Annotated in this window: 18 protein-coding genes, 1 tRNA gene and 1 pseudogene; 4 read left to right on the top strand and 16 right to left on the bottom strand. The window is 36.2% G+C overall.

From position 1 onward, the window contains the following. Window positions 1-24 precede the first annotated feature (24 nt). The 4 genes from HMPREF0072_RS06825 to HMPREF0072_RS06810 all read right to left on the bottom strand — a co-directional run bounded on the left by HMPREF0072_RS06825 (window position 25) and on the right by HMPREF0072_RS06810 (window position 3,942). Window positions 25-501 carry a threonine/serine exporter family protein gene (locus tag HMPREF0072_RS06825; protein ID WP_004828668.1) on the bottom strand — a complete coding sequence of 159 codons (477 nt, stop codon included), beginning with the start codon at window positions 499-501 and terminating at the stop codon, window positions 25-27. 1 nt (window position 502) lies between these two features. Further along, a complete protein-coding gene (locus HMPREF0072_RS06820) occupies window positions 503-1,285 on the bottom strand; it encodes a threonine/serine exporter family protein (RefSeq protein ID WP_004828667.1) in 783 nt (260 codons plus the stop codon). Window positions 1,286-1,293: 8 nt separating this feature from the next. Next, entirely contained in the window at window positions 1,294-2,085 is a 792-nt protein-coding gene (locus HMPREF0072_RS12595; RefSeq protein ID WP_004828665.1) for a DnaJ domain-containing protein, read from the bottom strand. Between the two features lie 81 nt (window positions 2,086-2,166). Then, window positions 2,167-3,942, bottom strand: a complete 1,776-nt coding sequence (locus HMPREF0072_RS06810; RefSeq protein ID WP_004828663.1) for an ABC transporter ATP-binding protein — start codon at window positions 3,940-3,942, stop codon at window positions 2,167-2,169. Window positions 3,943-4,083: 141 nt separating this feature from the next. Here HMPREF0072_RS06810 and HMPREF0072_RS06805 point away from each other — a divergent pair, with 141 nt between their 5' ends. The 3 genes from HMPREF0072_RS06805 to HMPREF0072_RS06795 all read left to right on the top strand — a co-directional run bounded on the left by HMPREF0072_RS06805 (window position 4,084) and on the right by HMPREF0072_RS06795 (window position 6,980). Then, window positions 4,084-4,926: a sulfide/dihydroorotate dehydrogenase-like FAD/NAD-binding protein gene (locus tag HMPREF0072_RS06805; RefSeq protein ID WP_004828662.1), complete on the top strand. Its 843-nt coding sequence runs from the start codon at window positions 4,084-4,086 to the stop codon at window positions 4,924-4,926. Continuing rightward, entirely contained in the window at window positions 4,913-6,307 is a 1,395-nt protein-coding gene (gene gltA, locus HMPREF0072_RS06800; RefSeq protein ID WP_004828660.1) for an NADPH-dependent glutamate synthase, read from the top strand. Before HMPREF0072_RS06805 ends, gltA begins: the two co-directional genes overlap by 14 nt. 133 nt (window positions 6,308-6,440) lie before the next feature. After that, entirely contained in the window at window positions 6,441-6,980 is a 540-nt protein-coding gene (locus tag HMPREF0072_RS06795) for an NADPH-dependent FMN reductase (protein ID WP_004828658.1), read from the top strand. A gap of 63 nt (window positions 6,981-7,043) precedes the next feature. Here the strand turns inward: HMPREF0072_RS06795 and HMPREF0072_RS06790 are convergent, their stop codons facing one another. Next, window positions 7,044-7,808 carry a nucleoside phosphorylase gene (locus HMPREF0072_RS06790; RefSeq protein ID WP_004828656.1) on the bottom strand — a complete coding sequence of 255 codons (765 nt, stop codon included), beginning with the start codon at window positions 7,806-7,808 and terminating at the stop codon, window positions 7,044-7,046. 79 nt (window positions 7,809-7,887) lie between these two features. Next, window positions 7,888-9,177, bottom strand: coding sequence for a serine--tRNA ligase (gene serS / locus HMPREF0072_RS06785; protein ID WP_004828654.1), 1,290 nt, complete (start codon window positions 9,175-9,177; stop codon window positions 7,888-7,890). Window positions 9,178-9,550: 373 nt separating this feature from the next. Between serS and HMPREF0072_RS06780 the strand changes: the two genes are divergently transcribed. After that, complete coding sequence (locus HMPREF0072_RS06780) at window positions 9,551-11,455, top strand: acyltransferase family protein (RefSeq protein WP_248601175.1); 1,905 nt, start codon at window positions 9,551-9,553, stop codon at window positions 11,453-11,455. A gap of 125 nt (window positions 11,456-11,580) precedes the next feature. On the opposite strand, the gene HMPREF0072_RS06775 is transcribed toward HMPREF0072_RS06780, so the two are convergent. The 10 genes and pseudogenes from HMPREF0072_RS06775 to HMPREF0072_RS06735 all read right to left on the bottom strand — a co-directional run bounded on the left by HMPREF0072_RS06775 (window position 11,581) and on the right by HMPREF0072_RS06735 (window position 21,234). Next, window positions 11,581-11,656, bottom strand: a tRNA-Val gene (locus HMPREF0072_RS06775). A 1,052-nt stretch (window positions 11,657-12,708) separates the two neighbouring features. Continuing rightward, complete coding sequence (locus tag HMPREF0072_RS11100) at window positions 12,709-13,590, bottom strand: DUF4349 domain-containing protein (protein WP_004828650.1); 882 nt, start codon at window positions 13,588-13,590, stop codon at window positions 12,709-12,711. Window positions 13,591-13,670: 80 nt separating this feature from the next. Next, complete coding sequence (locus HMPREF0072_RS06770; RefSeq protein ID WP_004828648.1) at window positions 13,671-14,342, bottom strand: NAD(P)H-hydrate epimerase; 672 nt, start codon at window positions 14,340-14,342, stop codon at window positions 13,671-13,673. Then, complete coding sequence (locus tag HMPREF0072_RS06765) at window positions 14,329-15,309, bottom strand: ATP-binding protein (protein ID WP_004828646.1); 981 nt, start codon at window positions 15,307-15,309, stop codon at window positions 14,329-14,331. Before HMPREF0072_RS06765 ends, HMPREF0072_RS06770 begins: the two co-directional genes overlap by 14 nt. 1 nt (window position 15,310) lies before the next feature. Then, window positions 15,311-16,051: a DnaD domain-containing protein gene (locus HMPREF0072_RS06760; protein WP_004828644.1), complete on the bottom strand. Its 741-nt coding sequence runs from the start codon at window positions 16,049-16,051 to the stop codon at window positions 15,311-15,313. Beyond that, a complete protein-coding gene (locus HMPREF0072_RS06755) occupies window positions 16,032-16,586 on the bottom strand; it encodes a GNAT family N-acetyltransferase (protein WP_004828642.1) in 555 nt (184 codons plus the stop codon). The genes HMPREF0072_RS06760 and HMPREF0072_RS06755 overlap by 20 nt, the downstream gene beginning before the upstream one ends. Continuing rightward, window positions 16,579-17,910: a replicative DNA helicase gene (dnaB, locus tag HMPREF0072_RS06750; protein WP_004828638.1), complete on the bottom strand. Its 1,332-nt coding sequence runs from the start codon at window positions 17,908-17,910 to the stop codon at window positions 16,579-16,581. The genes HMPREF0072_RS06755 and dnaB overlap by 8 nt, the downstream gene beginning before the upstream one ends. Further along, window positions 17,910-18,359, bottom strand: coding sequence for a 50S ribosomal protein L9 (rplI, locus tag HMPREF0072_RS06745; RefSeq protein WP_004828636.1), 450 nt, complete (start codon window positions 18,357-18,359; stop codon window positions 17,910-17,912). The genes dnaB and rplI overlap by 1 nt, the downstream gene beginning before the upstream one ends. Continuing rightward, a pseudogene (locus tag HMPREF0072_RS06740) lies at window positions 18,337-20,345 on the bottom strand (DHH family phosphoesterase). Before HMPREF0072_RS06740 ends, rplI begins: the two are co-directional and overlap by 23 nt. Next, complete coding sequence (locus HMPREF0072_RS06735; protein WP_004828627.1) at window positions 20,332-21,234, bottom strand: DUF2232 domain-containing protein; 903 nt, start codon at window positions 21,232-21,234, stop codon at window positions 20,332-20,334. Before HMPREF0072_RS06735 ends, HMPREF0072_RS06740 begins: the two are co-directional and overlap by 14 nt. Between the last annotated feature and the right edge of the window lie 50 nt (window positions 21,235-21,284).

Raw genomic sequence — 21,284 nt, 5'->3', positions numbered from 1 at the left:
ATCCGCCCGCTAAATATATATCCTTCATTTCTTTCTCCCAAATTTTGTAAAATCAGTCCTTCTATGGTTTCTTTCCTTAAAGGTCTTTAGCGAAGAAGAAAATGATGATGCAAGTAATACTCCAAAGGCTATGGCTGCTGCAATCCCAAGCGCCTTGTATAGGAAACCAATGGCAATATAGGTATTATTGGCAATAAAATTTGTCATTGACTTATAAATCGCTTCACCCGGGCAAAGATTTATGATGCCCGGAAGGATAAAAACACTAGCTGGATGGTGGTAGATTCTCGCCAAAATTTCTGCAGTTGCTGTCATAACTAAGGCAGAAATCAAAGAGCCCAAGTAAACTGAATTAGTATTGGCAAATACAACCTTGTAAATTACCCAACCAAAACCAGCAGCAAGACTTGAAATATATAAAGCTTTTTTTGGCAAATCAAATATCAAACCAAAACCAACTGCTGCAATGGTTGATATAATAAATTCCTTAATATAAAACATCCTACCCCCAAATTTTCATAATTGTAATAGGCGTACCAACTCCCATAGCGAGGGCTGTGGAAATTAAAATACCAATAACAGCTCCAGTTAAGCCTGATGTAGCATCTCCACTCATTAAATCCCTCATGGCATTTGTTATAGTAATACCCGGCAAAAGTGCCATCATGGATGAAACAATGATAACACCTGACTTAATATCTGGATAAAAACGGGCAAAAATCATTGTGAGGATAGAAACTATTACCCCATAAAGATAATTTACCACAAAATATCCCAAGCCATTTTGCTCCATAACATATGAAGCATAGTAGGAAAGCATACCAACAATTATGGAAATTGCCATCTCATTCTGGCCCCCACTTAAAAGAAGGGAAAAGGCTCCAGCCGCGATTGCTCCACCAAAAAATCTTTCAAAAAGTGGCCTGCCCTTACTTTGCTTGATTTCTTCAAGCTCGATTAAGGCCTCTTCAAGACTGAGCTTGCCTGCACAAAAATCTCTCGAAAACTGGTTAACCTTATCAACATAAAAAAGTTTATTAGACCTGCTTTTTACCCTCCTAACATTTGAATGAACCTCATTTTCATAAGTAAAAGAGAGGATAATCACATTAAAGGTAGAATAAACATCGACATCCTTAGCGTTTGTTTTACTCCTAATAATTCTTTCTATTGTATCTTCAACCCTATATATCTCTGCCCCATTCTCAAGCATGAGTGCACCTGCATTTGAGGCGACTTCCGATAATAAAACAGCTGATTTTTCATCTAAAATTACATCATGCATGGTCTATCCTATAAATAAGTATTTTTGTATTTTTTAATATTTTCTTCAGACAAAAACTCATAGGCATCGTTGATTTCTTGGAATTTTTCCTTGGCACCAGGCTCTTTATTCAAGTCTGGGTGATATTTTTTCGCAAGCTTCCTATAGGCAAGCTTAACCTCATAAATATCTGTATTTACTGGCACTCCGAGCTTGCCTGTAGCTCTTTCATACCTTTCCTTAAAACCAAGATCATTTACACCAGAAAAGCCCCCAAAATTTCCGTTGTTATAAGTGCCATCAAATCCACCGAAATTGCCCTGGTTAAAATCCCTTGCATCATAATAAGTGAAATTGCCAAAAAGGTCTTCAAAGTAATTATACATCTGCTCTTGGCGAGCTCTGGCCTCTTCTTCTGCCTGTCTTTGCCTTTCTCTTTCTTGATCAACCTTGTATTTTTCAGAATAATCTGAAATATTTTCAAAACCAACCCTCTGGCCTGTAATCAAATAATTTGCCCTATCATACATCCATTCTGTAAGAACGTAGTTTCCATACCTTAAGATAGAGATAAACTTAGGCCCAAGAACTGGAATAACAAGGATAATAAAAATCGCATACCAGACCTTGCTAGGTAAAAACAATAAAAGAGTTGGAAGGAAAATAAAAGTCGAACATCCAACCATGAAAACAAGCGCCAAAAGACTTCTAATCCCTTCAAAGGTCATTACTAATATATTCATAAAATTAATTAGAACTGTAAAAATAGTTCCTATTAAGCTTGCAAGTCCATGCAAGGCCTTGCCAAGTAGTTTTTTCATAAGCTATCCTTTCTGTCCTCATATATTATACATCTTTAACCTATTTTACCAACAAAAAACAGACCCCGGGGTCTGTTCTTTTTAGCCGAATAGGTCTGTGTTATTTGAATTGTATAGGTTATAGTAGACGCCTTTTTTGGCTAGGAGGTCCTTATGATTACCTCTTTCTACTATGCCATCGTAGGTTAGGACTATGATTTCATCGGCGTTTATGATGGTTGATAGCCTGTGGGCGATTGTTAGGGTGGTCCTGCCTATGGATAGTTTTTCTAAGGAAGCTTGGACTATGGCTTCGCTCTTGTTGTCTAGGGCGCTGGTTGCCTCGTCTAAAATCAGGATTGGTGGGTTTTTGAGGAAGACTCTGGCAATTGAGATTCTTTGCTTTTGTCCTCCTGATAATTTCACTCCTCGCTCTCCAATGTAGGTGTCAAGCCCATCTGGCAGGTCTTTTATAAATTCATCTGCCCCTGCAAGTCTAGCTGCTTCTTTGATTTCTTCTTCTGTCGCATCTTCCTTGCCGTAGGCTATATTTGCCCTTACTGTGCCTGAAAATAGATAAACATCTTGCTGGACAATCCCAATATTATTTCTTAAAGATTCAATGGATAGGTCCTTGATATTGGTATTGTCTATCCTGATTTCACCTTCATTTACATCGTAAAATCTTGGGATTAGTTTAGAAATAGTGGTCTTGCCGGCTCCTGATGGGCCAACAAGGGCTATGTTTTCGCCAACATTTATCTTAAATGACATATCTTTTAGGACGTAGGCTTCGCCGACTGGTGTATTTGGATATTTGAATGAAACCTTGTCAAATTCTATCTTGCCTTTCACATTGGTAAGAGTTTCAGGATTTTCCTTATCAAATATATCCCTATCAAGACTCATAATTTCAATAAATCTCTCGATGCCTGTGGTGCCTCTTTCGTAAGTGTCGGTGAAATTTATTAGTCTTTCAATGGTTGCAACTAACATATTTAGGTACATGGTAAAGGCGATTAAATCACCCGGTGTGATTTCTTTTTGGATTACCAAAAATCCACCAATTACGATTAAAGCCAAGTACATTATGCCAGAAAATGTGTCTTTAACCATGAAGTATTTTGCCATGTTGTAGTATTGGTCTGCCTTGATGTCGGCGAACTTGTCATTTTCCTTGGCAAATTTTGATTTTTCTATTGCCTCGTTCGCAAAGGATTTGACAACGCTGATGCCAAGTAGGGTGTCTTCCACGCCTGCATTAATTTCTCCAATTTGCTTCTTAGAATTTTTGGTCGCCCTCCTAAATTTCGCCCTAGACTGTCTAGATACTACATACATAAGTGGGATTAGGATATAGATAACTAGGGATAATTTCCAGTTGATTGTCAAAAGTACCACGAAAGATACAAATAGTTTGATAACTCCGACTAAAAATTCTTCTGGAACATGGTGAGCAAATTCTGTAATTTCAAATAGGTCCGATGTTAGCCTAGTCATAAGTTGGCCGACTTTAGATTCATTAAAAAATTCTGTATCCATCTCCATGAGGTGGTTAAATACGTCCTTTCTCATGTCTCTTTCGATCATGGCTCCCATGATATGGCCCATAGACTGCATGAAATATCTGGCAACAACTGATACTGCCTTTGTTATAACGTAAATTACTGCAACTTTCAATATCCTAGGAGCATCTAAGATTCCAATTTGAGCCCAATCTGTCAGGTAGGATAACAAAAGTGGCAAGATTAATTCAGAAATTGTTGTAAAGGCTGCTGCCAATAAATCTATGGTCAAAACCTTCTTGTAAGGTCCATAATAAGGTAAGAACCTTCTAAATAGGTAATTGTTTGTATATTTTCTCTTGTTTTTTTCCATAAGTCTCCCTTCTATAAATCTCTTAGTATGTCTATAATACTATTTATAATTAATATTTCACCTAGGGCTTAGTTCTAATTTTTATTTGTACCTATCTGAAGTATATTATAAGTATAGATAACTTTGTCAAAAGGAGGACTTATGGCAAGAATAATAGAAAAAACAAACTTAAATGATAGTACAATTAAGTTTGTTGTAGAAGCCAAGGATATTGCAAAAAAAGCTCTGCCTGGCCAATTTATTATCCTAAGGCTTGATGAAAAGGGCGAAAGAGTGCCTTTCACCATTTCAGGGACCGACGGAGAAAATGTAACAATTATCGTCCAAATAGTGGGTGGTACAACTATGAGAATGAACGGCCTTAAGGCTGGAGATGGATTTTTAGATTTTGTTGGCCCTCTTGGAAAGCCTACCGAATTAGATGATTTAAAAGGCAAAAATGTATGTGTAATCGGTGGTGGACTTGGAACTGCCATTGCCTACCCACAGGCCAAATACCTTCACCAAATAGGCGCCAATGTCGATGTCATCATGGGTTTTAAAAATAAAGACATAATTATTCTAGAAGATGAGCTTAAAGCTTGTTCAGATAACTTATACATAACAACCGATGACGGATCCTATGGTAGGCAGGGGTTTGTAACCCAAGTATTAGAAGACCTAATAAATGAAGGAAAATCTTACGACCACGTTCTTACAATTGGCCCTGCCATTATGATGAAAAATGTAGTTAACATTACCAAACCAAAAAATATTCCAACAACAGTTTCTATGAATTCAATTATGGTTGATGGCACAGGTATGTGTGGATGTTGCAGGCTTACAGTTGGTGGCGAGATGAAATTTGCCTGTGTTGATGGCCCAGATTTCGACGGATTTTTAATCGACTTTGATGAGGCCATGAACAGGTCGAGAAACTACGCTACAGAAGAAAGAGAACACATTTGTAACCTAACTGGGGAGGTAAGAAATGGCAAAATTTAATATGAGTCAAGAAAAAGTTAAGATGCCTGAACAAGACCCTAAGGTAAGAAATAAAAATTTCGAGGAAGTTGCGACAGGCTACACCCTAGAGATGGCTATGGAAGAAGCTAAAAGATGCGTCCATTGCAAGAACCAACCTTGCGTTTCTGGTTGTCCTGTTTCTGTTAAAATCCCTGAATTTATCCAATTTATTGTCGACGGCGACCTTGATGCTGCCTATGAAAAAATTGCTGAAACCAACAACCTTCCAGCCATTTGTGGCAGAGTTTGCCCGCAAGAAAACCAATGCGAGGGCGTTTGTACAAGAGGAAGAAAAGGCGAACCTGTTGGTATAGGCAGGCTTGAAAGATTTGTAGCAGACTATCATAACAACAAAAAATACAAAAAGCCAGTCGAAGTTTATGCCAATAGAGAAAAGGTAGCTGTTGTTGGAGCTGGACCATCAGGCCTAACTTGTGCAGCAGATTTAGCAAAACTTGGCTATAAGGTAACACTTTTCGATGCCTTTCACACTGCAGGTGGGGTTTTGATGTATGGAATTCCTGAATTTAGACTTCCAAAAAAACTTGTAAATACAGAACTTAAAAACGTAATCGGCCTTGGAGTCAAACTTAAAACCAACACCATAGTTGGCAGGACTCTTTCTATAGAAGATCTTTATGATCAAGGCTATGAGGCAATTTACATCGCATCTGGTGCTGGCCTTCCAAAATTTTTGGGCATTGCTGGTGAAAACCTAAACGGAGTTTATTCTGCCAATGAGTTTTTAACAAGGATGAACCTAATGAAAGCCTACAAGTTTCCTGAATATGACACACCAGTCCACGTTGGCAAAAAAGTCTGCGTAGTTGGGGGTGGAAATGTGGCCATGGATGCAGCAAGATCTGCTAAAAGACTTGGCGCAGATGTGACCGTTGTTTATCGTAGAAGTTTTGAAGAAATGCCTGCAAGGGCAGAAGAAAGCCACCACGCCATAGAAGAAGGCGTTAATTTTATGAACCTTCACAACCCAGTGGAAATTATCGGCGAAAATGGTTGGGTTAAGGCTGTGAAAGTTGAAAAAATGGAACTTGGTGAACCAGACGCCTCAGGTAGAAGACGTCCTGTTGCTACTGGCACATACGAAGAAGTCGAGTTTGACTCTGTTATAGTTTCAATCGGCCAATCACCAAACCCTCTTATCAAGCACACCAACCCAGATATAAAAACCGAATCTTGGGGTGGAATTATAATAGATGATACAACCATGACTAGCAAGGACGGAGTTTTTGCAGGAGGTGACGCTGTAAGTGGCGCTGCCACAGTAATCCTCGCCATGGGAGCCGGCAAAAAAGCCGCAGCCAATATTGATAAGTATATAAGAAATAAAAACGATAAGTAAAATAGTTGCCAAGATTTTGAACTGACTTAAGACTTAAACTCTGATTTATCTTAAGGAAGCAGTTCATTTTCCTGGCACTTTTGCTTTAATAGAAGTTTTTTGGGTATAAGTTATAAAAATAAGGGAGGAATATATGAAAATTGGAATCTTAGTAGGATCTCTTAGGAAAAATTCATGGAACAAAAAATTAGCAAAGGAAGTAGCTTCTCTAATTAAGGAAGAAACTTATTTTATAGACCTTGCTGATATGCCTTTTTATAACCAAGACCTAGACCTTGGGGAAGTTCACCCAGCCTACACCAGACTCAGAGAAGATGTCAAGGCTTGTGACGCTTTTATTTTTGTAACACCAGAATATAACAGGTCCCTTGCCCCAGTCCTTAAAAATGCCATAGATATTGCCTCTAGAGGCCCTGAAGGCAATCTTTGGAAGGGAAAGCCAGCAGCAGTTTTTAGCTCAACTATAGGCTCTATGGGTGGTGTTTCATCCAACCTTGCCCTAAAACAATCCTTCACCTGTGTTGGACTTATAGCTATGGCCCAGCCAGAAGTTTACTTATCAAAAATTAACGAGCTAATAGATAAGGATGGCAGGTTAGTCACTGATACCAGAGACTTTGTTCAAACTGCCTGCGATAGCTTTGTAGACTTTGCAGGAAAAATTATAGGCTAGATACAAACAGAGACTAAGAAAAATCTTAGTCTCTATTTTAATCTTCACTTATAAGTCTTAAATTTATATTTTGCAAACCGCATCCATGGCAAGTTCTAATGCGTAGGCAAAAGTGTCTCTGGCCCAGTTTCTTTGGTCATAATTTTCTATATCAGCTAAAGTATCCGCTGTAAATAAAATTTCACCCCAAATAACTTTTCTCATCTCCGCCACAGCTGCCAGGGCAGAACATTCCATTTCAACCACAGAACACCCTTCTTCCACCCTATATTTTACCAAATCCTTAGTTTCCCTATAAAATCCATCTGTAGTCCAGGTCATAACTTCCCTATATTTGAGTCTTCTTTCTTTAAATAAATCTTCTATTGCAGATATAGCTATCGGATTTATTCCTATATACCTGGAAGGTTTTACATAATGAAAGCTTGTCCCTTCCTGTCTTACGGCTCTTGTTGGGAGAAGGAAAGTTGACTCTGGCATATCTATCAAGCACCCACATGTACCAGTGGAAATTATTTCCCTTACCCCATAACCAATAAGCCAATCCATTAACTGGGCAGCAGGTGCTGAGCCTACCGGAGCTTGGACAAGACAAATTTCCTGACCCCTATGCTTTGTGAGGTAAACTGGGTAGGTCTTTGTTGCAGATTCAAATTCCGCGATTTTTTTAGCCTTGTTTTCCCTTGCATACTGGTCAATATGGTCTTCCAAAAATCCAAAAACACATTTTTTAGGTAATTTTATATCTAGCCATTCATGGGTTGGCATTATTACCGATTCATACGAATCATCAAATTCTAATATTGCAAGATCGTTTTTGTGGATCATTAACGATTTTCCCCTATCTTTTAAAATTAAAAAAATTATTGCAAAAGCACCCGGGCTGGGGTGCTTTTAAGTCAAAAATTTATTTTGCTGTTGGTACGATTTTATCTTTTCCACCCATATACATTTGTAGTGGTGCTGGGATTTTTACACTGCCGTCAGCTTGAAGTAGGTTTTCAAGGAAGGCTATTAGCATTCTTGGTGGAGCTACTACAGTGTTATTTAAGGTATGGGCAAAGTAGTTTCCATCTTCTCCTCTAAGTCTGATTCCAAGTCTTCTTGCTTGGGCATCGCCAAGGTTTGAACAAGATCCAACTTCGAAATATTTTTCTTGACGTGGGCTCCATGCCTCTACGTCACAAGATTTCACCTTAAGGTCTGCTAAGTCTCCTGAACAACATTCTAGGGTTCTTACTGGGATTTCAAGACTTCTAAAGAATTCTACAGTATTTTGCCATAGTTCGTTGTATAATTTTTTGCTATCTTCTGGTTTACAAATAATTACCATTTCTTGTTTTTCGAATTGGTGGATACGGTAAACTCCACGTTCCTCAATGCCATGAGCCCCAACTTCTTTTCTAAAACATGGAGAATATGATGTCATCTTAAGCGGCATTTTTTCTTCTTCGTTGATGGTGTTGATAAATTTACCAATCATAGAATGTTCAGAAGTACCGATTAGGTAGAGGTCTTCGCCCTCGATTTTATACATCATATCTTGCATTTCAGCAAAAGACATAACACCTGTTACTACTTCGGACCTAATCATAAATGGTGGAACAAAATATGTGTAACCCCTATCAATCATAAAGTCTCTCGCGTAGGAAAGAATAGCTGAGTGAAGTCTTGCTATGTCACCCTTTAGGTAATAGAATCCTGCACCTGAAGTATTTCTTGATGAATCAAGGTCGATACCATCAAAGCTTTCCATGATGTCGATGTGGTAAGGAACTTCGAAGTCTGGTACTACTGGTTCACCAAATCTTTCGATTTCTACATTTTCTGTATCATCCTTACCTAAAGGCACTGTTTCGTCTATGATTTGTGGGATGACTTGCATTCTTTTCTTAACTTCTTCGTTAAGTCTAGCAGTTTCCTCTTCGATGTGGACTAATTCGTCATTAATTTCTACTACATGGGCCTTAACCTTTTCAGCTTCTTCTTTTTTTCCTTGACCCATAAGAGCACCAATTTCTTTAGATGTCTTGTTTCTTTCACTTCTTAATCTATCGCCTTCAGTCTTGTAACTGCGAAGTTTTTCATCAAGTTCTAGGACTTCATCAACTAAAACTAATTTTTCATCTTGAAATTTTTTCTTAATATTTTCCTTAACAAAATCTGGATTTTCTCTTAATAATTTAATATCAATCATGTCTTCTCCTTAAAAATATGCATAAAAAAAGCCCTCCCCAATTGGGACGAAGGTCTCGTGGTGCCACCCAAATTATACAAGCTTAGCTTGCCTTAATTTCTTATTTGCTCAAAGACGGATTCACTGGCTCCAACAGAGAATTTCCACCAACCATTCCCTCTCTAAGTGTCTTTAACAGCTACTACTTCTTGTCATAGCAATATTTCATTTCTTATAATATACAACATATCGCAAAAAATGCAAATTTCTTTAGTTGCATTTGATAATCTTTATCCTAATTTAACACTGTGAACATTTTTATTTCATAATCTTTGGATAAAATAATTTTAAATCAGCTCTAGTAGAGTATAATGATTTTGTTATGGAGAGAAATGTGAAAAAATTAACTAAAAGAAAAGTGAGTTTCCGCTACTTAAATATCCTAAGAGGTCTTTGTCTCTTAGCAGTTTCAACCTACCACCTTTTTGGTCACGCCCTGCCAGGTGGATTTTTAGCTGTAATTGGATTTTTAGTAATGTCTGGCTTCCTGATGGAAAAAGCAAATTTCAACAGGGACCTAACCCCTATAGATATATTTGAAAGTCTTAAGAGAAAGGTTAAAAAAATCCTTCCTCCGATTGTCTTTATTATGTTTGTAAGTCTTGTGATTGCCCTGATTTTTGCAAGGGAAATCTTTGATGACTCTGCCAAATCAAGTTTGGCTGTAGTTTTTGGTTTTGAAAATATAAGACAAATCATTGCTGGGGCTTCATATTTTGATAGGAATGGTAATTTTAATATTTTTGTCCACCTCTGGTACATAGCTCTCTACCTTCAATTTATAGGAATTTTTTATATAGTTAAGTACTTAGGTGGGATGGTTAAATCTATCTCCTTAAAGATTTGGATGATTTTCATCTTGGCTATAGCTAGTGTAGCTATATCTTTTTACCTTGCCCTTACTGATAGTCCAATCATACGCATTTATTACGGAACAGATACAAGAATATATGCCTTTTTCTTCGGAATGGCCTTCTACCTCTTGTATTTAAAATACAGGGATAGGATAGAATTAAATCAAAATCACCTAAGGATTGCTATAGGCATCTTGGGCTTATGTATTTTCTTGCCAATGTTTTTTATAAACGGTGAAAATATTTGGATTTATAGGTCCTTCTTCCTTGTCTACACCCTAAGCTTTGCCTTATTGGTTGCAGTCCTTTATAAGTATGAAATAGAATATGGAGCTGGATTTTCTCGCACTATATTTGGTGGGATATTAGAATACTTAGGCAGGAGGAGCTTCTACCTATACATCCTCCAATATGTAGTCCAAGTATTCTTTGCATATTTCTTGATCAACCTCTTAGAAAATAAATTCTTATTCTATGGATTACAAGTAATATGGATAATATTCATGGGTGAAGTATGCCACATACTTTTTGACAGAAAGAGAATTAATAAATACTTAATTATAGTTCCACTTGTTGGTCTTGCTATCTTAAATGCTATTTCCCTTGCCATTGGCAACCAGAAAGAAAAGGATATGGCTGAGCTTAAGGCTAGGTTTGCACAGAGCGAAGAAGAAATCAAGAAAAATAACGAGTCTTTCAAAACTCATAATAAAGATGAAGAAGAAAAAGAAAAGCTAGATAAGGATAAAAAAGATTCTCCTAGCGATGACGACGAAGAAAAAGATAAAGAAGAAAAAGACAAAGATGAAGATAAAAAAGATGAGGTGAAAAAATCATCAAAGAACTTTAAGGAAAAAGCCTATGATGATTTTGATTTCACAGAAAATGAACTTTTCTATGTCAGAGACCTCCACATCACTGCTGTAGGCGATTCAGTCCTTATAAACATTGATAAGTACCTAAGAGCCTACGTACCAAACCTCTACCTTGACGGCAAGGTAGGCAGGGATATGCCAGCAGGGCCAGAAATTTTGCAAAATATTAAAAATAATGTTGGTCTCGGCGATATAATCCTTATATCACTTGGATCAAATGGATCTGCCAACCACAAAGACATGCAGGCTATAATGGATATTGCTGATGGAAGAGATGTATATTTTGTAAACACCTCCCACCTTCAATCCTACATGGACAAGGTTAATAAGGATATGAAAGACTTTGTCGATGATAATCCTAAAGCCCACCTAATTAACTGGCGTGAATATGTTAAGGATAGACCAGAGCTCTTAGCTGTTGACAGGACCCACCCAAATGTGGAAGGTAGTCAAGCTTACGCTGACTTGGTTATAAGAAAGATTTTGAATGTAAATAAAGTTGGAGAATAGAAAACCCCCTTGGACTTTGAAAGTAATAGCATTTTTACTTTTGCTAGGTCCGGGGGTTTTATTTTTAAAAATTTTTCCATGTAAAGATTTAAGGCAAATAAAAAAAGCAGGTTTATTCCTGCAAGTGGTGGGAAGTACTGGACTTGAACCAGCGACCTCCACGATGTCAACGTGATGCTCTTCCAGCTGAGCTAACTCCCCATTTGTTTAATCATATCAAGAAAATTATGACTTGTCAAATAAAAGAAAGTTAGAATAAAGGACTCCCACCTCGAGGAACGCAGCGACAAGAGGTCTCTATAGTTCTTTATGAATTGGGTTTGCACCTGCATCGGTATTTTTTGTTAATTATAAAGGCTTAAGATAATAACGATGCACATACGGAACCCTTGATATCCTGAATGATGGAGATCTCTCACTGCGTTCGAGATGGGTTTGTGGGTTTATATTGGTTCCTGGGAATTTATATTGCTGTTCATATAAAAATCACTCTCATATTTTGAAAAATAGTTCAAATAAAAGGCCCCCACCTCGAGGAGCACAGAGACTAGAGGTCTCTATAGTTTTTTCTGAATTGGTTTCGCACCTGCATCGGAATTTTTTATGGTGAATTATGAAGGATTAGTATAATAACGATGCACATACGGAACCCTTGATATCCTTAACGATGGAGGTCTCTCACTGCGTTCGAGATGGGTTTGTGGGTTTATATTGGTTCCTGTGAATTTATATTGCTTTTCATATATAAATCACTTTCATATTTTGAAAAATAGTTCAAATAAAAAGGCCCCCACCTCGAGGAGCACGGCGACGAGATGTCTATATAGTTTTTTCTGAATGGGAGTTCGCACTTGCATTGGGGTTTTTTATGGTGAATTATGAAGGATTAGTATAATAACGATGCACATACGGAACCTTTGATATCCTGAATGATGGAGGTCTCTCACTGCGTTCGAGATGGGTGTGTGGGTTTATATTGGTTCCTGGGAATTTATATTGCTTTTCATATAAAAATTACTCTCATATTTTAAAAAATAGTTCAAATAAAAGACTCCCACCTCGAGGAGCGCAGCGACAAGAGGTCTCTATAGTTCTTTATGAATTGGTTTCGCACCTGCATCGGGTTTTTTTTATTAATTATATGGGATTTAAATAATAAGGATACATATGAGGAAACTAATATTGTCCCAAGTATTTTTGTCTTAAAGCAAACTTAAGAGTAAAAATTATTTTACAAAAAAGGGACTGATTAATCAGTCCCTTGGTTTCTTGATTTTTTTCTTTTGCCCATAAATGATGAAAACAACCAGTAAAATTATGATGATAAATGGTAGGTAGAGGAAAAATCCTACTATTAATTGAGAGAAAAATCCTTTGAATATAGCTAAGGATTCTCCCATGGCTAGCTTAATCCTAGTTCCTAAGTCTGGGTTGTTTGCTCTTTGGTCAAAGGAAAAAACTTCCTTGAGGGTGATATTGTAGGTATCATAGGTCACCCTTGTTTTTAGGTCTGCCTTTGCCTTTTTTATAGCATCAATCTCACCCTGGGTTTCTATAATTTTTGCATTTATAACAAGGGTGTCATCAATATTAGTAGTTTTATCCAAGAGCTCATTGAATTTTTTTAGTTGTTTTTGCTTAATCTCTAGATCCTTATCCACATCCCTGAAAGCAGTTTGTAGGTTATTAGAATTTTTATTAATATCCATAGTCTTGCCTATACCTGCTAAGACTTGGTCAAATTTTTCCGACCTATCTCTTGGGATTTTTATGGTAAATTCGGTTGTTTTTAGATCATTTGACCTATCAGATGAGGAGAAAAAGGTCGCTTCATTTTCTATCAAACCTTTAAGAGTATTAACACTATTCTTTATAGTTTTTAAATCCTCATCATATTTCATGGTTTCAAGGTCTATATAGACAAACTTTTCTATATAATCGTCCGGATTTTCACTTAAATTCTCGCTTGCTTCACTAGGACCTGCTTCATCTTTTGTCATTTCCTCTCTTGCTTGGTCATGTTCGCTCGCATAGTCTAAGGCTTTATTTGCTTCTTCCTTTATAGAATAGGACCCAACCCCACAAGAAGTTAGGACAAATAGACTGAGTACTATGAGCAAAATTTTCTTTTTCATAAGAGCCTCCTCTTTTCTTTTATTATATCATCATGGTAAAGAATTGCAAAAAAATAAAAAAGACTCGTAGAAAGTCTTTCTTAATTTACTAACCCGTATAAAACAGAATCTATAGCCTTTTGTGGAATACCTATATCTTCTATTACGCACTTTTTCTTATAAGCTTCTCTTTCGTAGATACCTGCCTTCATTAGTTGGAGAGTGACAATTAAGTCTGCATCAACAACTTCACCAAGGTCCATGCCTGTTGAGGCATCAAGGCCAGAAGGAAGGTCGATTGAGACCTTATATTTCATCACATTATTTAATATTGAAATAACTGTTGCATAGATTCCTGTCACTGTTCTATTAAGTCCTGTACCAAAAAGAGCATCAACAATTAGGTTTACATTTGCCAACCTTTTTTCCATATTTTCCAAATCTTCAATGCTTTCAACATAAAAGATTTCCTCGCAGAGGGTCTCGCAAGAGGCAAGGTTTATCTTAAATTCTTCACTAGCCATTGCTACATCGCCCACAATATAAATTTCCACATCCTTGTATCTAGCAAGGAGGTTTCTGGCAAGGGCAAGACCATCGGCGCCGTTATTTCCGACTCCTGCCACTACTGCAAAGTAGCCAAACTTATTGAGGTTGATATGTTTAAGCACAGCAAGACTTGCTCTTTCAACCAAGCAAATGCTTGGAATTTTTAGAGTATTAATTGCATATCGGTCTATAGCACGCATCTGATCTCTATCAACTAAAATCATAATCTGTCCCCTTTAATCTTAGATCTTCACCAAATATTTCATAGGTCTTAGAATTATTACCCAAAATTCTAGAAAATACTCTAGATCCATAAATTTCTCCAATCATTGCCTCTTCTAAATTTGAAGATAAGATTATAGGTAGTCCCTTATTCATCCTCTCATTTACAACATCAAAAAGATTTGATTGGTCAGTTGACCTATGAGTCTCAGCTCCTAAATCATCTATTATTAATAAGTCACAATCAAAAATAATTTCGTACTGATTTTCTAAATTTTCACGCCTATCTTCAAAGGCCCAGTAATAATCGTTTAAAAATTTAAATAGCTTGGTAGATGTCATATAAACTACCGAATAATTTCTATCAAGTAGGTCTTTGGCAATAGAATTTATCAAAAAAGTCTTTCCCCTGCCAACATCTCCCCAAATATAAATATTTCCTGTTTGCTTATCAAAATTATCAATGAAGTGCTTGATATCATTTACTATATCAACAATATTTCTATATGGGCTTACTTGATAATTCATGTAGGGATTTTTTGAGAATAAATCATAGTTAAAAGTAGAGAAATTTTCCCTATTGATAGCAGCCCTAAGGCCTGATTTTTCATAATTGTCTTCTATGATCAACTTTAATCTACAGGAACAAGGCTTGGTGCCCACAAAACCTGTATCCTTGCAAAGGTCATGGTGGTATTTCAAATCCATGTAATCAGTCTTATATCCATTTAAAATAAGAAGTTTATTTTTTTCTTCCCTTAATTTTTTTATTTTTTCTTCGTAAGGCTCTGTATTAATTTTTGAGGCTGCAAGCTTTAAGCTATCAAAACCCGTTTGCTTTATAAGCTCGTCAATAGCCTTTACTTGTGGGATTTTTTTATAAATTTCCTCTTTGCGCTCTTCCTGCAAAACCTTATTCATTCTTCGTCTTTCTGCTAAGATTAGTGAGGCTTTTTCGTTAGCTTTCATACTAATTCTCCGTCTTATTCAATCTTTGAAGTCTCTTGCGTCTAGCTTTTTCTGTTATAGACATCCCATCGCTTGGCATTTGTGGGTCGGACTTTCTTCTATAGGTCCTCACTCCTGTCACCTTCTTAAGCTTATCTCTTTCTTCTTTCATCCTTAGGTCATTAAGACTTGTTATTCCCGTATCTCGCCAGCTTTTTAAATAGCCCATTACGTACTTAACATCGACATTACCGGCTTCCCTAGCCTGTCTAAAGGCTTCTGTAACTAGTTCAGGATCTTGGTCATATTCGCCAAGGGTTTCATGAATCCTTGTAATATCAGCTGGAGTTAAATTTCTAGCTATTATTCTTTCAATATTTTCAAACATCATCGACTTTCTTTGAGCCTTATCGAAATTAATTTCATTTGAAGGAGTTTGGTCACTTTCACCAAAATACATCTGTCTTAGGGATACAATTTCTATATAAGTTTTTCCATCAGCGTTCTTTTTTTCTCTAAAAATACCCATATTAATCCAAAAATTTACAGCATCTAAAAATCTTTGGTCATCAAAGTTAAGCTGACGTTTAATTTTGCCTTCATCTACTGTATTATTATTGTAAATTTCCTTATAGATTAATAGATAAACCTTGATAGCATCACCATCAGCCATTTGAAGATAGGTATTTAAAAACATATTTTCAAATGGAGTTGTACCCATATCTAATTTTAATTCTTGCATTTCAAAGTTCATTATAATCATCCTTTGTTAGTTTCATATTAATAATTTTCGAATAAATCATGCCATGGGAAATTTCAAAATCCTTATCATCTGCTTCTATATCTTGATTTTCAAATACTTCTCTGCTATAAGATGCAATTTTAAAACCACACTTTTTATATAGGTTAAGAGCCCTTTCATTAAAGGTATTTACATCCAAATTTAGAGTCCTGTAATTCATTTCCTTAAAAAACACCCTTAATATAGCAAGGACTGCCTCATAGCCATAGCCTTCCGATACAAAATTCGGATCGAAAACTATGCCTAACTTGGCTCTTTTAAAGAGAGGATTTATATTTTTTAGTCCAACAAAACCTATAAACCTGTCATCTAATACTCTTCTTACAGCAAAATATTTTTTATTTGGCATAGAAATAGTGCCTTGCCAGAGTTTGATTTCAAAGTCTGTAAGGTTGCCATAATTATAGCCAATAAGCCTTGGATCAGAGAAATTTGCCCACTTCTGAAGTTCAAAAGCCGCTTCGGTATCTATCTTTGCTAAATATATCCTAGACATTTTCTTCTCTTAGGGATAGGTCTGTGAAAGTTGTGCACTGCTTATTGAAGAACAAATCTACTGTTCCTGTTGCACCATTCCTATGCTTAGCAAAAATCACCTTGGCTTGGTTAGGTTCAACTTCCTCATCGTAATAGTCTTCCCTATATAAAAGCATTACCACGTCTGCATCCTGCTCGATTGCACCTGACTCTCTTAGGTCAGATAGGATTGGTCTATGATCTGCCCTCTTGTCAGCCTCTCTCGATAGCTGGGCAAGGGAAAGGATTGGACAATTTAATTCCTTGGATAGAGATTTAAGACCTCTAGAAATAGAGGCAATTTCATTTTGCCTATTTTCCTGTCTTCCATCTGCCTGCATCAATTGGAGGTAGTCGATTACAACTAAGTCTAGGCCCCTTTCTGCCTTTAACCTTTTTAGTTTGGACTTCATTTCTGATAATCTAATACCAGGTGTTTCGTCAACATATAGGTCAGTCTTAACTATCTTTTTTGTAGCATCAATTAGAAGGGTCCAATCGTCATCCCTTATAGACCCATTAATAATTGACTCAAGACTTACCAGGCTTACCATAGATAAAAGTCTTTGGTTTAGCTGGTAGGTAGACATCTCGAGGGAGAAAAATGCAACAGACTTTCCAACCTTGGCTGCATTCCATGCCATAGTCAAACCTAGGGCAGTCTTACCCATAGCAGGTCTGGCTGCAAGTAGGATAAGTTGAGAATTTTGTAGACCTGAAAGTTTATTATCAACTACATCAAGACCTGTTGCCACTCCAGTGATTTTCCCATCAGCAAGGGTGAGTTCATTTATTTGCTTAAGGGTCTCATCCATTGTTTCAGAAACTCTTACAAGACCTTGGCTATGACTGTCTTGTGATATTTCAAATATTCTATTTTCTGCGATCGCAAGGATATCGCTTACATCATCTGTTTGCTTATATGATGAATCGATTATGTCCTCACTTGCCCCAATAAGACTTCTTAGGAGCGACTTTTCCTTGACTGTTTTACAATAAGTTTCAATATTTGGAGTATAAAATGAGGAGAGGGTAATCTCAGTGATAAACTCCTCCCCTCCAACTTCTTGTAATATATTTTCACTCGATAATTGGCTTACAAGCGATACATAATCAACTTTAATGTCTTTTTCAAACATTGTGACTATGGACTTGTATATCCTCTGGGTTCTCGAGTCGTAAAAGTCTACAGGTTTTATAATTTGGTTTGCACTATCGAAGGTCGAATTTTTACTTAAAATACAACCTATGATAGCCTGTTCTGATAAGAAGTCATAAGGTAGTGGCCTTAAGCCATCTGTCATTATTCTACCTCAGCAACTACATTAACTTTAAGCTCTGCGTTAACTCCTTCGTATAGTCTAGCATTGATAACAAATTCACCAAGTCCGTCGATTTTTTCAACTTCTTCGATTCTCTTTCTATCAAGTTCAATTCCTTGGTTTGCTAGAGCTTCAGCTATATCTTTGTTTGTTACAGAACCAAATAGTTTTCCATCTTCGCCAACTCTTACCTTTTGTTCTACAGTTAGACCTTCAATTTTTTCCTTAAGAGCTTCAGCTGCTTTTCTATTTTCAGCTTCTTCTTTCTTAAGTTGGTCTCTCATTTTTTCAAGTTCTTCCATGTTTTCTTTTGTTGCTTTAACAGCAAGTCCTTGTGGATCTAGATAATTTCTAAAGTATCCTGACTTTACATCTACAAGGTCTCCCTTAACTCCAACTCTTACAATATTATCTGTTAGTATTACTTTCATTTTCTTCTTCCTCTCTTATATATTCAATAATAGCTTTTCTTAACATTTTTTCAGCATTTTCCATGCTCATATCTAATTGGGTGGCTGCGGCTGTTAAGTGTCCGCCACCTCCAATGCGCTCTAATATTAATTGTACCGATATATCGCCTAAGCTTCTACCTGAAATATGAATTTTATTATTAGCCCTTGTTAAGACAAAGCTTGCAAGAACTCCTTTTATATTTAAAAGGTCATCTGCAGCCTGACTTGCAATCAAGGTTGACCCATCTTTTCCCTATTAAAATGAGCTACAGCAATAAAATCATTCACTATGAACGAATCTGCTATTACCTCTGATTTGTATTTTACAATCTCAAAGTCATCCTTAAACATCCTTTTGATGTAAACTGAATCAGCACCCCATCTTTTAAGAACAGATGCTGCCTCAAAGGTCCTAACTCCAGTCTGGTAGACAAAATTTTTGGTATCAACTGTTATACCAGCCAATAGCGATTCTGCAACAGCAGTTCTTGCCTTAAAATCTTCTTCCAAATAGGATAAAATTTCTGTAACAAGCTCCGAAGCGGATGAAGCGTAAGGCTCGATATAGGAAATAGTCGCTTTTTTGATATAGTCCTTGCCCCTCCTATGGTGGTCAATGATAAAGATATTGTCAGTCTTATCTAATAGACCTGGCCCTTCGGTGGAATTTTTCCTATGATTGTCTGTTACTATTACCAAAGAAGCTTGACTTATCTTCTTAAGCGCCTCTTCTTCGGTAAGGATATGATTTTTTAATTCTTCTAATTCTTCAGTGGCCCTTGCATACATATTCTCAATTGGTTTTGTTACTTCATTTAGGATGATGTAAGCTTCTTTATCAAGTGTCCTTGCCCCTTCATAGACTCCTAGGGATGAGCCGAATGAATCCATATCAGGGTTATTGTGGCCCATGATATAAATATCAGAGCTTGTTTGCATCATTCTTTTTAGGGCTTGGGAAATTACTCTTGATCTTACCTTAGAAGTTTTTTCTATAGCCTTGGTTTTTCCACCAAAGTACTCATAATTATCTTCAAGTTTAACAACAGTTTGGTCCCCACCACGTGAAAGAGCAATGTTAATTGCATCTCTTGAATCAGAATAAATTTCTGAAGGCTTAGCTCCTGCTATACCAACGCCTATAGATAAGGTTGGTGGCAAAGCATTGCCCTCGTTAATATCCCTCACCTTATCGAGAATTGAAAATTTATCATCGTGAATTTCAACATAGTCCTGGTATTCACTTAGGATCATAAACCTGTCGTTTTCATATTTTCTGACAAGACAGCTGTATTTTTTGAAATACTCATTTATTACCCTATCAATCTCTCCTAAAATTTTAGGTCTGTTTTCGGAGCTAGCAGAGTTTCTTATATCCTCATAGTTATCTATAAATACAGAATAAAATACCAGCCTCTTATCCTTAAAAAGTTTTTTGATTGACTCATCGTAAGTATTGTCTATCCCATATAAGAAGGTAAGACCTTTGCTATTATCATCTTCAAAAATTGTAGAGTAATAAAACTGGATTACCTTATCGGAAATATTTACATTCTTAGATGTCCTAATCTCTTCATTGTCAAATTCAAGTGCACCTAAGTCTGGAATTAGCGTATCTATTTCTTCTCCTATTAGGGTTCTATCTGGAAATAAGTCCCTGAAAAATGAATTGTGCCACTTAATCTTCCTATCGTCTTCTACGATAGCGATTGGAAATGGCATTTCAAATACTACATTTTTAGTAATAGAATCAAAAGAATATGACACTTCATCAACATACCTTTGTAATTCCTTAGCCTTGGTTGTGTTTATACTTTTCAAAAACAAAAATAATAATAATGAAACAAACAGCCCTAAGGCTCCAAGTGTAGGATTATAATAAAATACTACTATCGAAGCAAGTAAGGGAAATGCCATTATTAAGACAATATTAGGTGTGCTAATAAATTTTTCATTGTTCTTCATTTTTCCTCCTTGCTCTAAAATCTAAAAATATATCTGCTATCCCAAAGATTATCAAAGGGATAATTAAAATCTGGATGAGTATCAGCATGAAAAACCACTGGAAAGCCCTCGTTAGAGGCAAGTTTGAGTTCTTTAACATAAAATCAAAAAGACTTAAACCATTAATTGCAAAAAACATCAGGCTTAGTAAAATTAAATTTCCTAAAATATATATTTTCCCGATAGAAAAAAATCTACCTACGAAATAGAAAGCTAGACCAATAATCAAAAGAATAAGTAAGTCTCTAGGTCTTAGCCTTAGTTCATCAAGCTGGGTTATATCTGTATAAGTCTCATCTACAACTGACAAATAATTTCTAATTATTTTTACCGACAAGATTGCATAAAACATTGATATCCAAGCTAGTATGGCCGGATAAAGACTTGTAGTAAGCCTATAAACATCAAAGTCCAGCCTATATGGATAAGAACTTTCAAAGCTTGTCTTTAAATTTATAGCTAACTTATCCATACTTATATTATTAACTAGCATCTTGTATTTGTATAAAAAAATAAAAGTTAAACTAGTTATGATAAAAGCTGTAAGAATCTGAACCCTAGCAGTAAATCTAAGGCTTATTAGAACGATTAGCCCAAGGCTAATAACCAATAAGGGAACAAAACTTGTAAAAATATCTTCCCTATCAGTAAAAATCATTCCTAAAATATATGTTCCACCAGCGCTAATTAAAAAGCTTAATATCCCCTCGTTAAAGTAAAATATTGTAAATAATATAGGAATTATTCCTATAAAAATCAGGCTAGTTTGAGCAAAATATAAGCAAAGTAGACTTAGGGCTATAACAAAAATAGGCTCCATAATCTTGTTTATATTTTTTGTTAAAATCATAAAATCTCCATGTAAAAATTCAATAATTTTTATCTATATTATTTTACTTT

Origin of the sequence: Anaerococcus lactolyticus ATCC 51172 (genome assembly GCF_000156575.1) — a bacterium.
Classification (GTDB): Bacteria; Bacillota; Clostridia; order Tissierellales; family Peptoniphilaceae; genus Anaerococcus; species Anaerococcus lactolyticus.
This window is presented reverse-complemented; position numbering and strand designations above follow the sequence as displayed.

Excerpts from the sequence above, each read along its gene's own strand:
- HMPREF0072_RS06825 (WP_004828668.1), bottom strand. The coding sequence starts at position 501 with ATGTTTTATATTAAGGAATTTATTATATCAACCATTGCAGCAGTTGGT.
- HMPREF0072_RS06820 (WP_004828667.1), bottom strand. The coding sequence starts at position 1,285 with ATGCATGATGTAATTTTAGATGAAAAATCAGCTGTTTTATTATCGGAA.
- HMPREF0072_RS12595 (WP_004828665.1), bottom strand. The coding sequence starts at position 2,085 with ATGAAAAAACTACTTGGCAAGGCCTTGCATGGACTTGCAAGCTTAATA.
- HMPREF0072_RS06810 (WP_004828663.1), bottom strand. The coding sequence starts at position 3,942 with ATGGAAAAAAACAAGAGAAAATATACAAACAATTACCTATTTAGAAGG.
- HMPREF0072_RS06805 (WP_004828662.1), top strand. The coding sequence starts at position 4,084 with ATGGCAAGAATAATAGAAAAAACAAACTTAAATGATAGTACAATTAAG.
- gltA (WP_004828660.1), top strand. The coding sequence starts at position 4,913 with ATGGCAAAATTTAATATGAGTCAAGAAAAAGTTAAGATGCCTGAACAA.
- HMPREF0072_RS06795 (WP_004828658.1), top strand. The coding sequence starts at position 6,441 with ATGAAAATTGGAATCTTAGTAGGATCTCTTAGGAAAAATTCATGGAAC.
- HMPREF0072_RS06790 (WP_004828656.1), bottom strand. The coding sequence starts at position 7,808 with ATGATCCACAAAAACGATCTTGCAATATTAGAATTTGATGATTCGTAT.
- serS (WP_004828654.1), bottom strand. The coding sequence starts at position 9,177 with ATGATTGATATTAAATTATTAAGAGAAAATCCAGATTTTGTTAAGGAA.
- HMPREF0072_RS11100 (WP_004828650.1), bottom strand. The coding sequence starts at position 13,590 with ATGAAAAAGAAAATTTTGCTCATAGTACTCAGTCTATTTGTCCTAACT.
- HMPREF0072_RS06770 (WP_004828648.1), bottom strand. The coding sequence starts at position 14,342 with ATGATTTTAGTTGATAGAGATCAGATGCGTGCTATAGACCGATATGCA.
- HMPREF0072_RS06765 (WP_004828646.1), bottom strand. The coding sequence starts at position 15,309 with ATGAAAGCTAACGAAAAAGCCTCACTAATCTTAGCAGAAAGACGAAGA.
- HMPREF0072_RS06760 (WP_004828644.1), bottom strand. The coding sequence starts at position 16,051 with ATGATTATAATGAACTTTGAAATGCAAGAATTAAAATTAGATATGGGT.
- HMPREF0072_RS06755 (WP_004828642.1), bottom strand. The coding sequence starts at position 16,586 with ATGTCTAGGATATATTTAGCAAAGATAGATACCGAAGCGGCTTTTGAA.
- dnaB (WP_004828638.1), bottom strand. The coding sequence starts at position 17,910 with ATGACAGATGGCTTAAGGCCACTACCTTATGACTTCTTATCAGAACAG.
- rplI (WP_004828636.1), bottom strand. The coding sequence starts at position 18,359 with ATGAAAGTAATACTAACAGATAATATTGTAAGAGTTGGAGTTAAGGGA.
- HMPREF0072_RS06735 (WP_004828627.1), bottom strand. The coding sequence starts at position 21,234 with ATGATTTTAACAAAAAATATAAACAAGATTATGGAGCCTATTTTTGTT.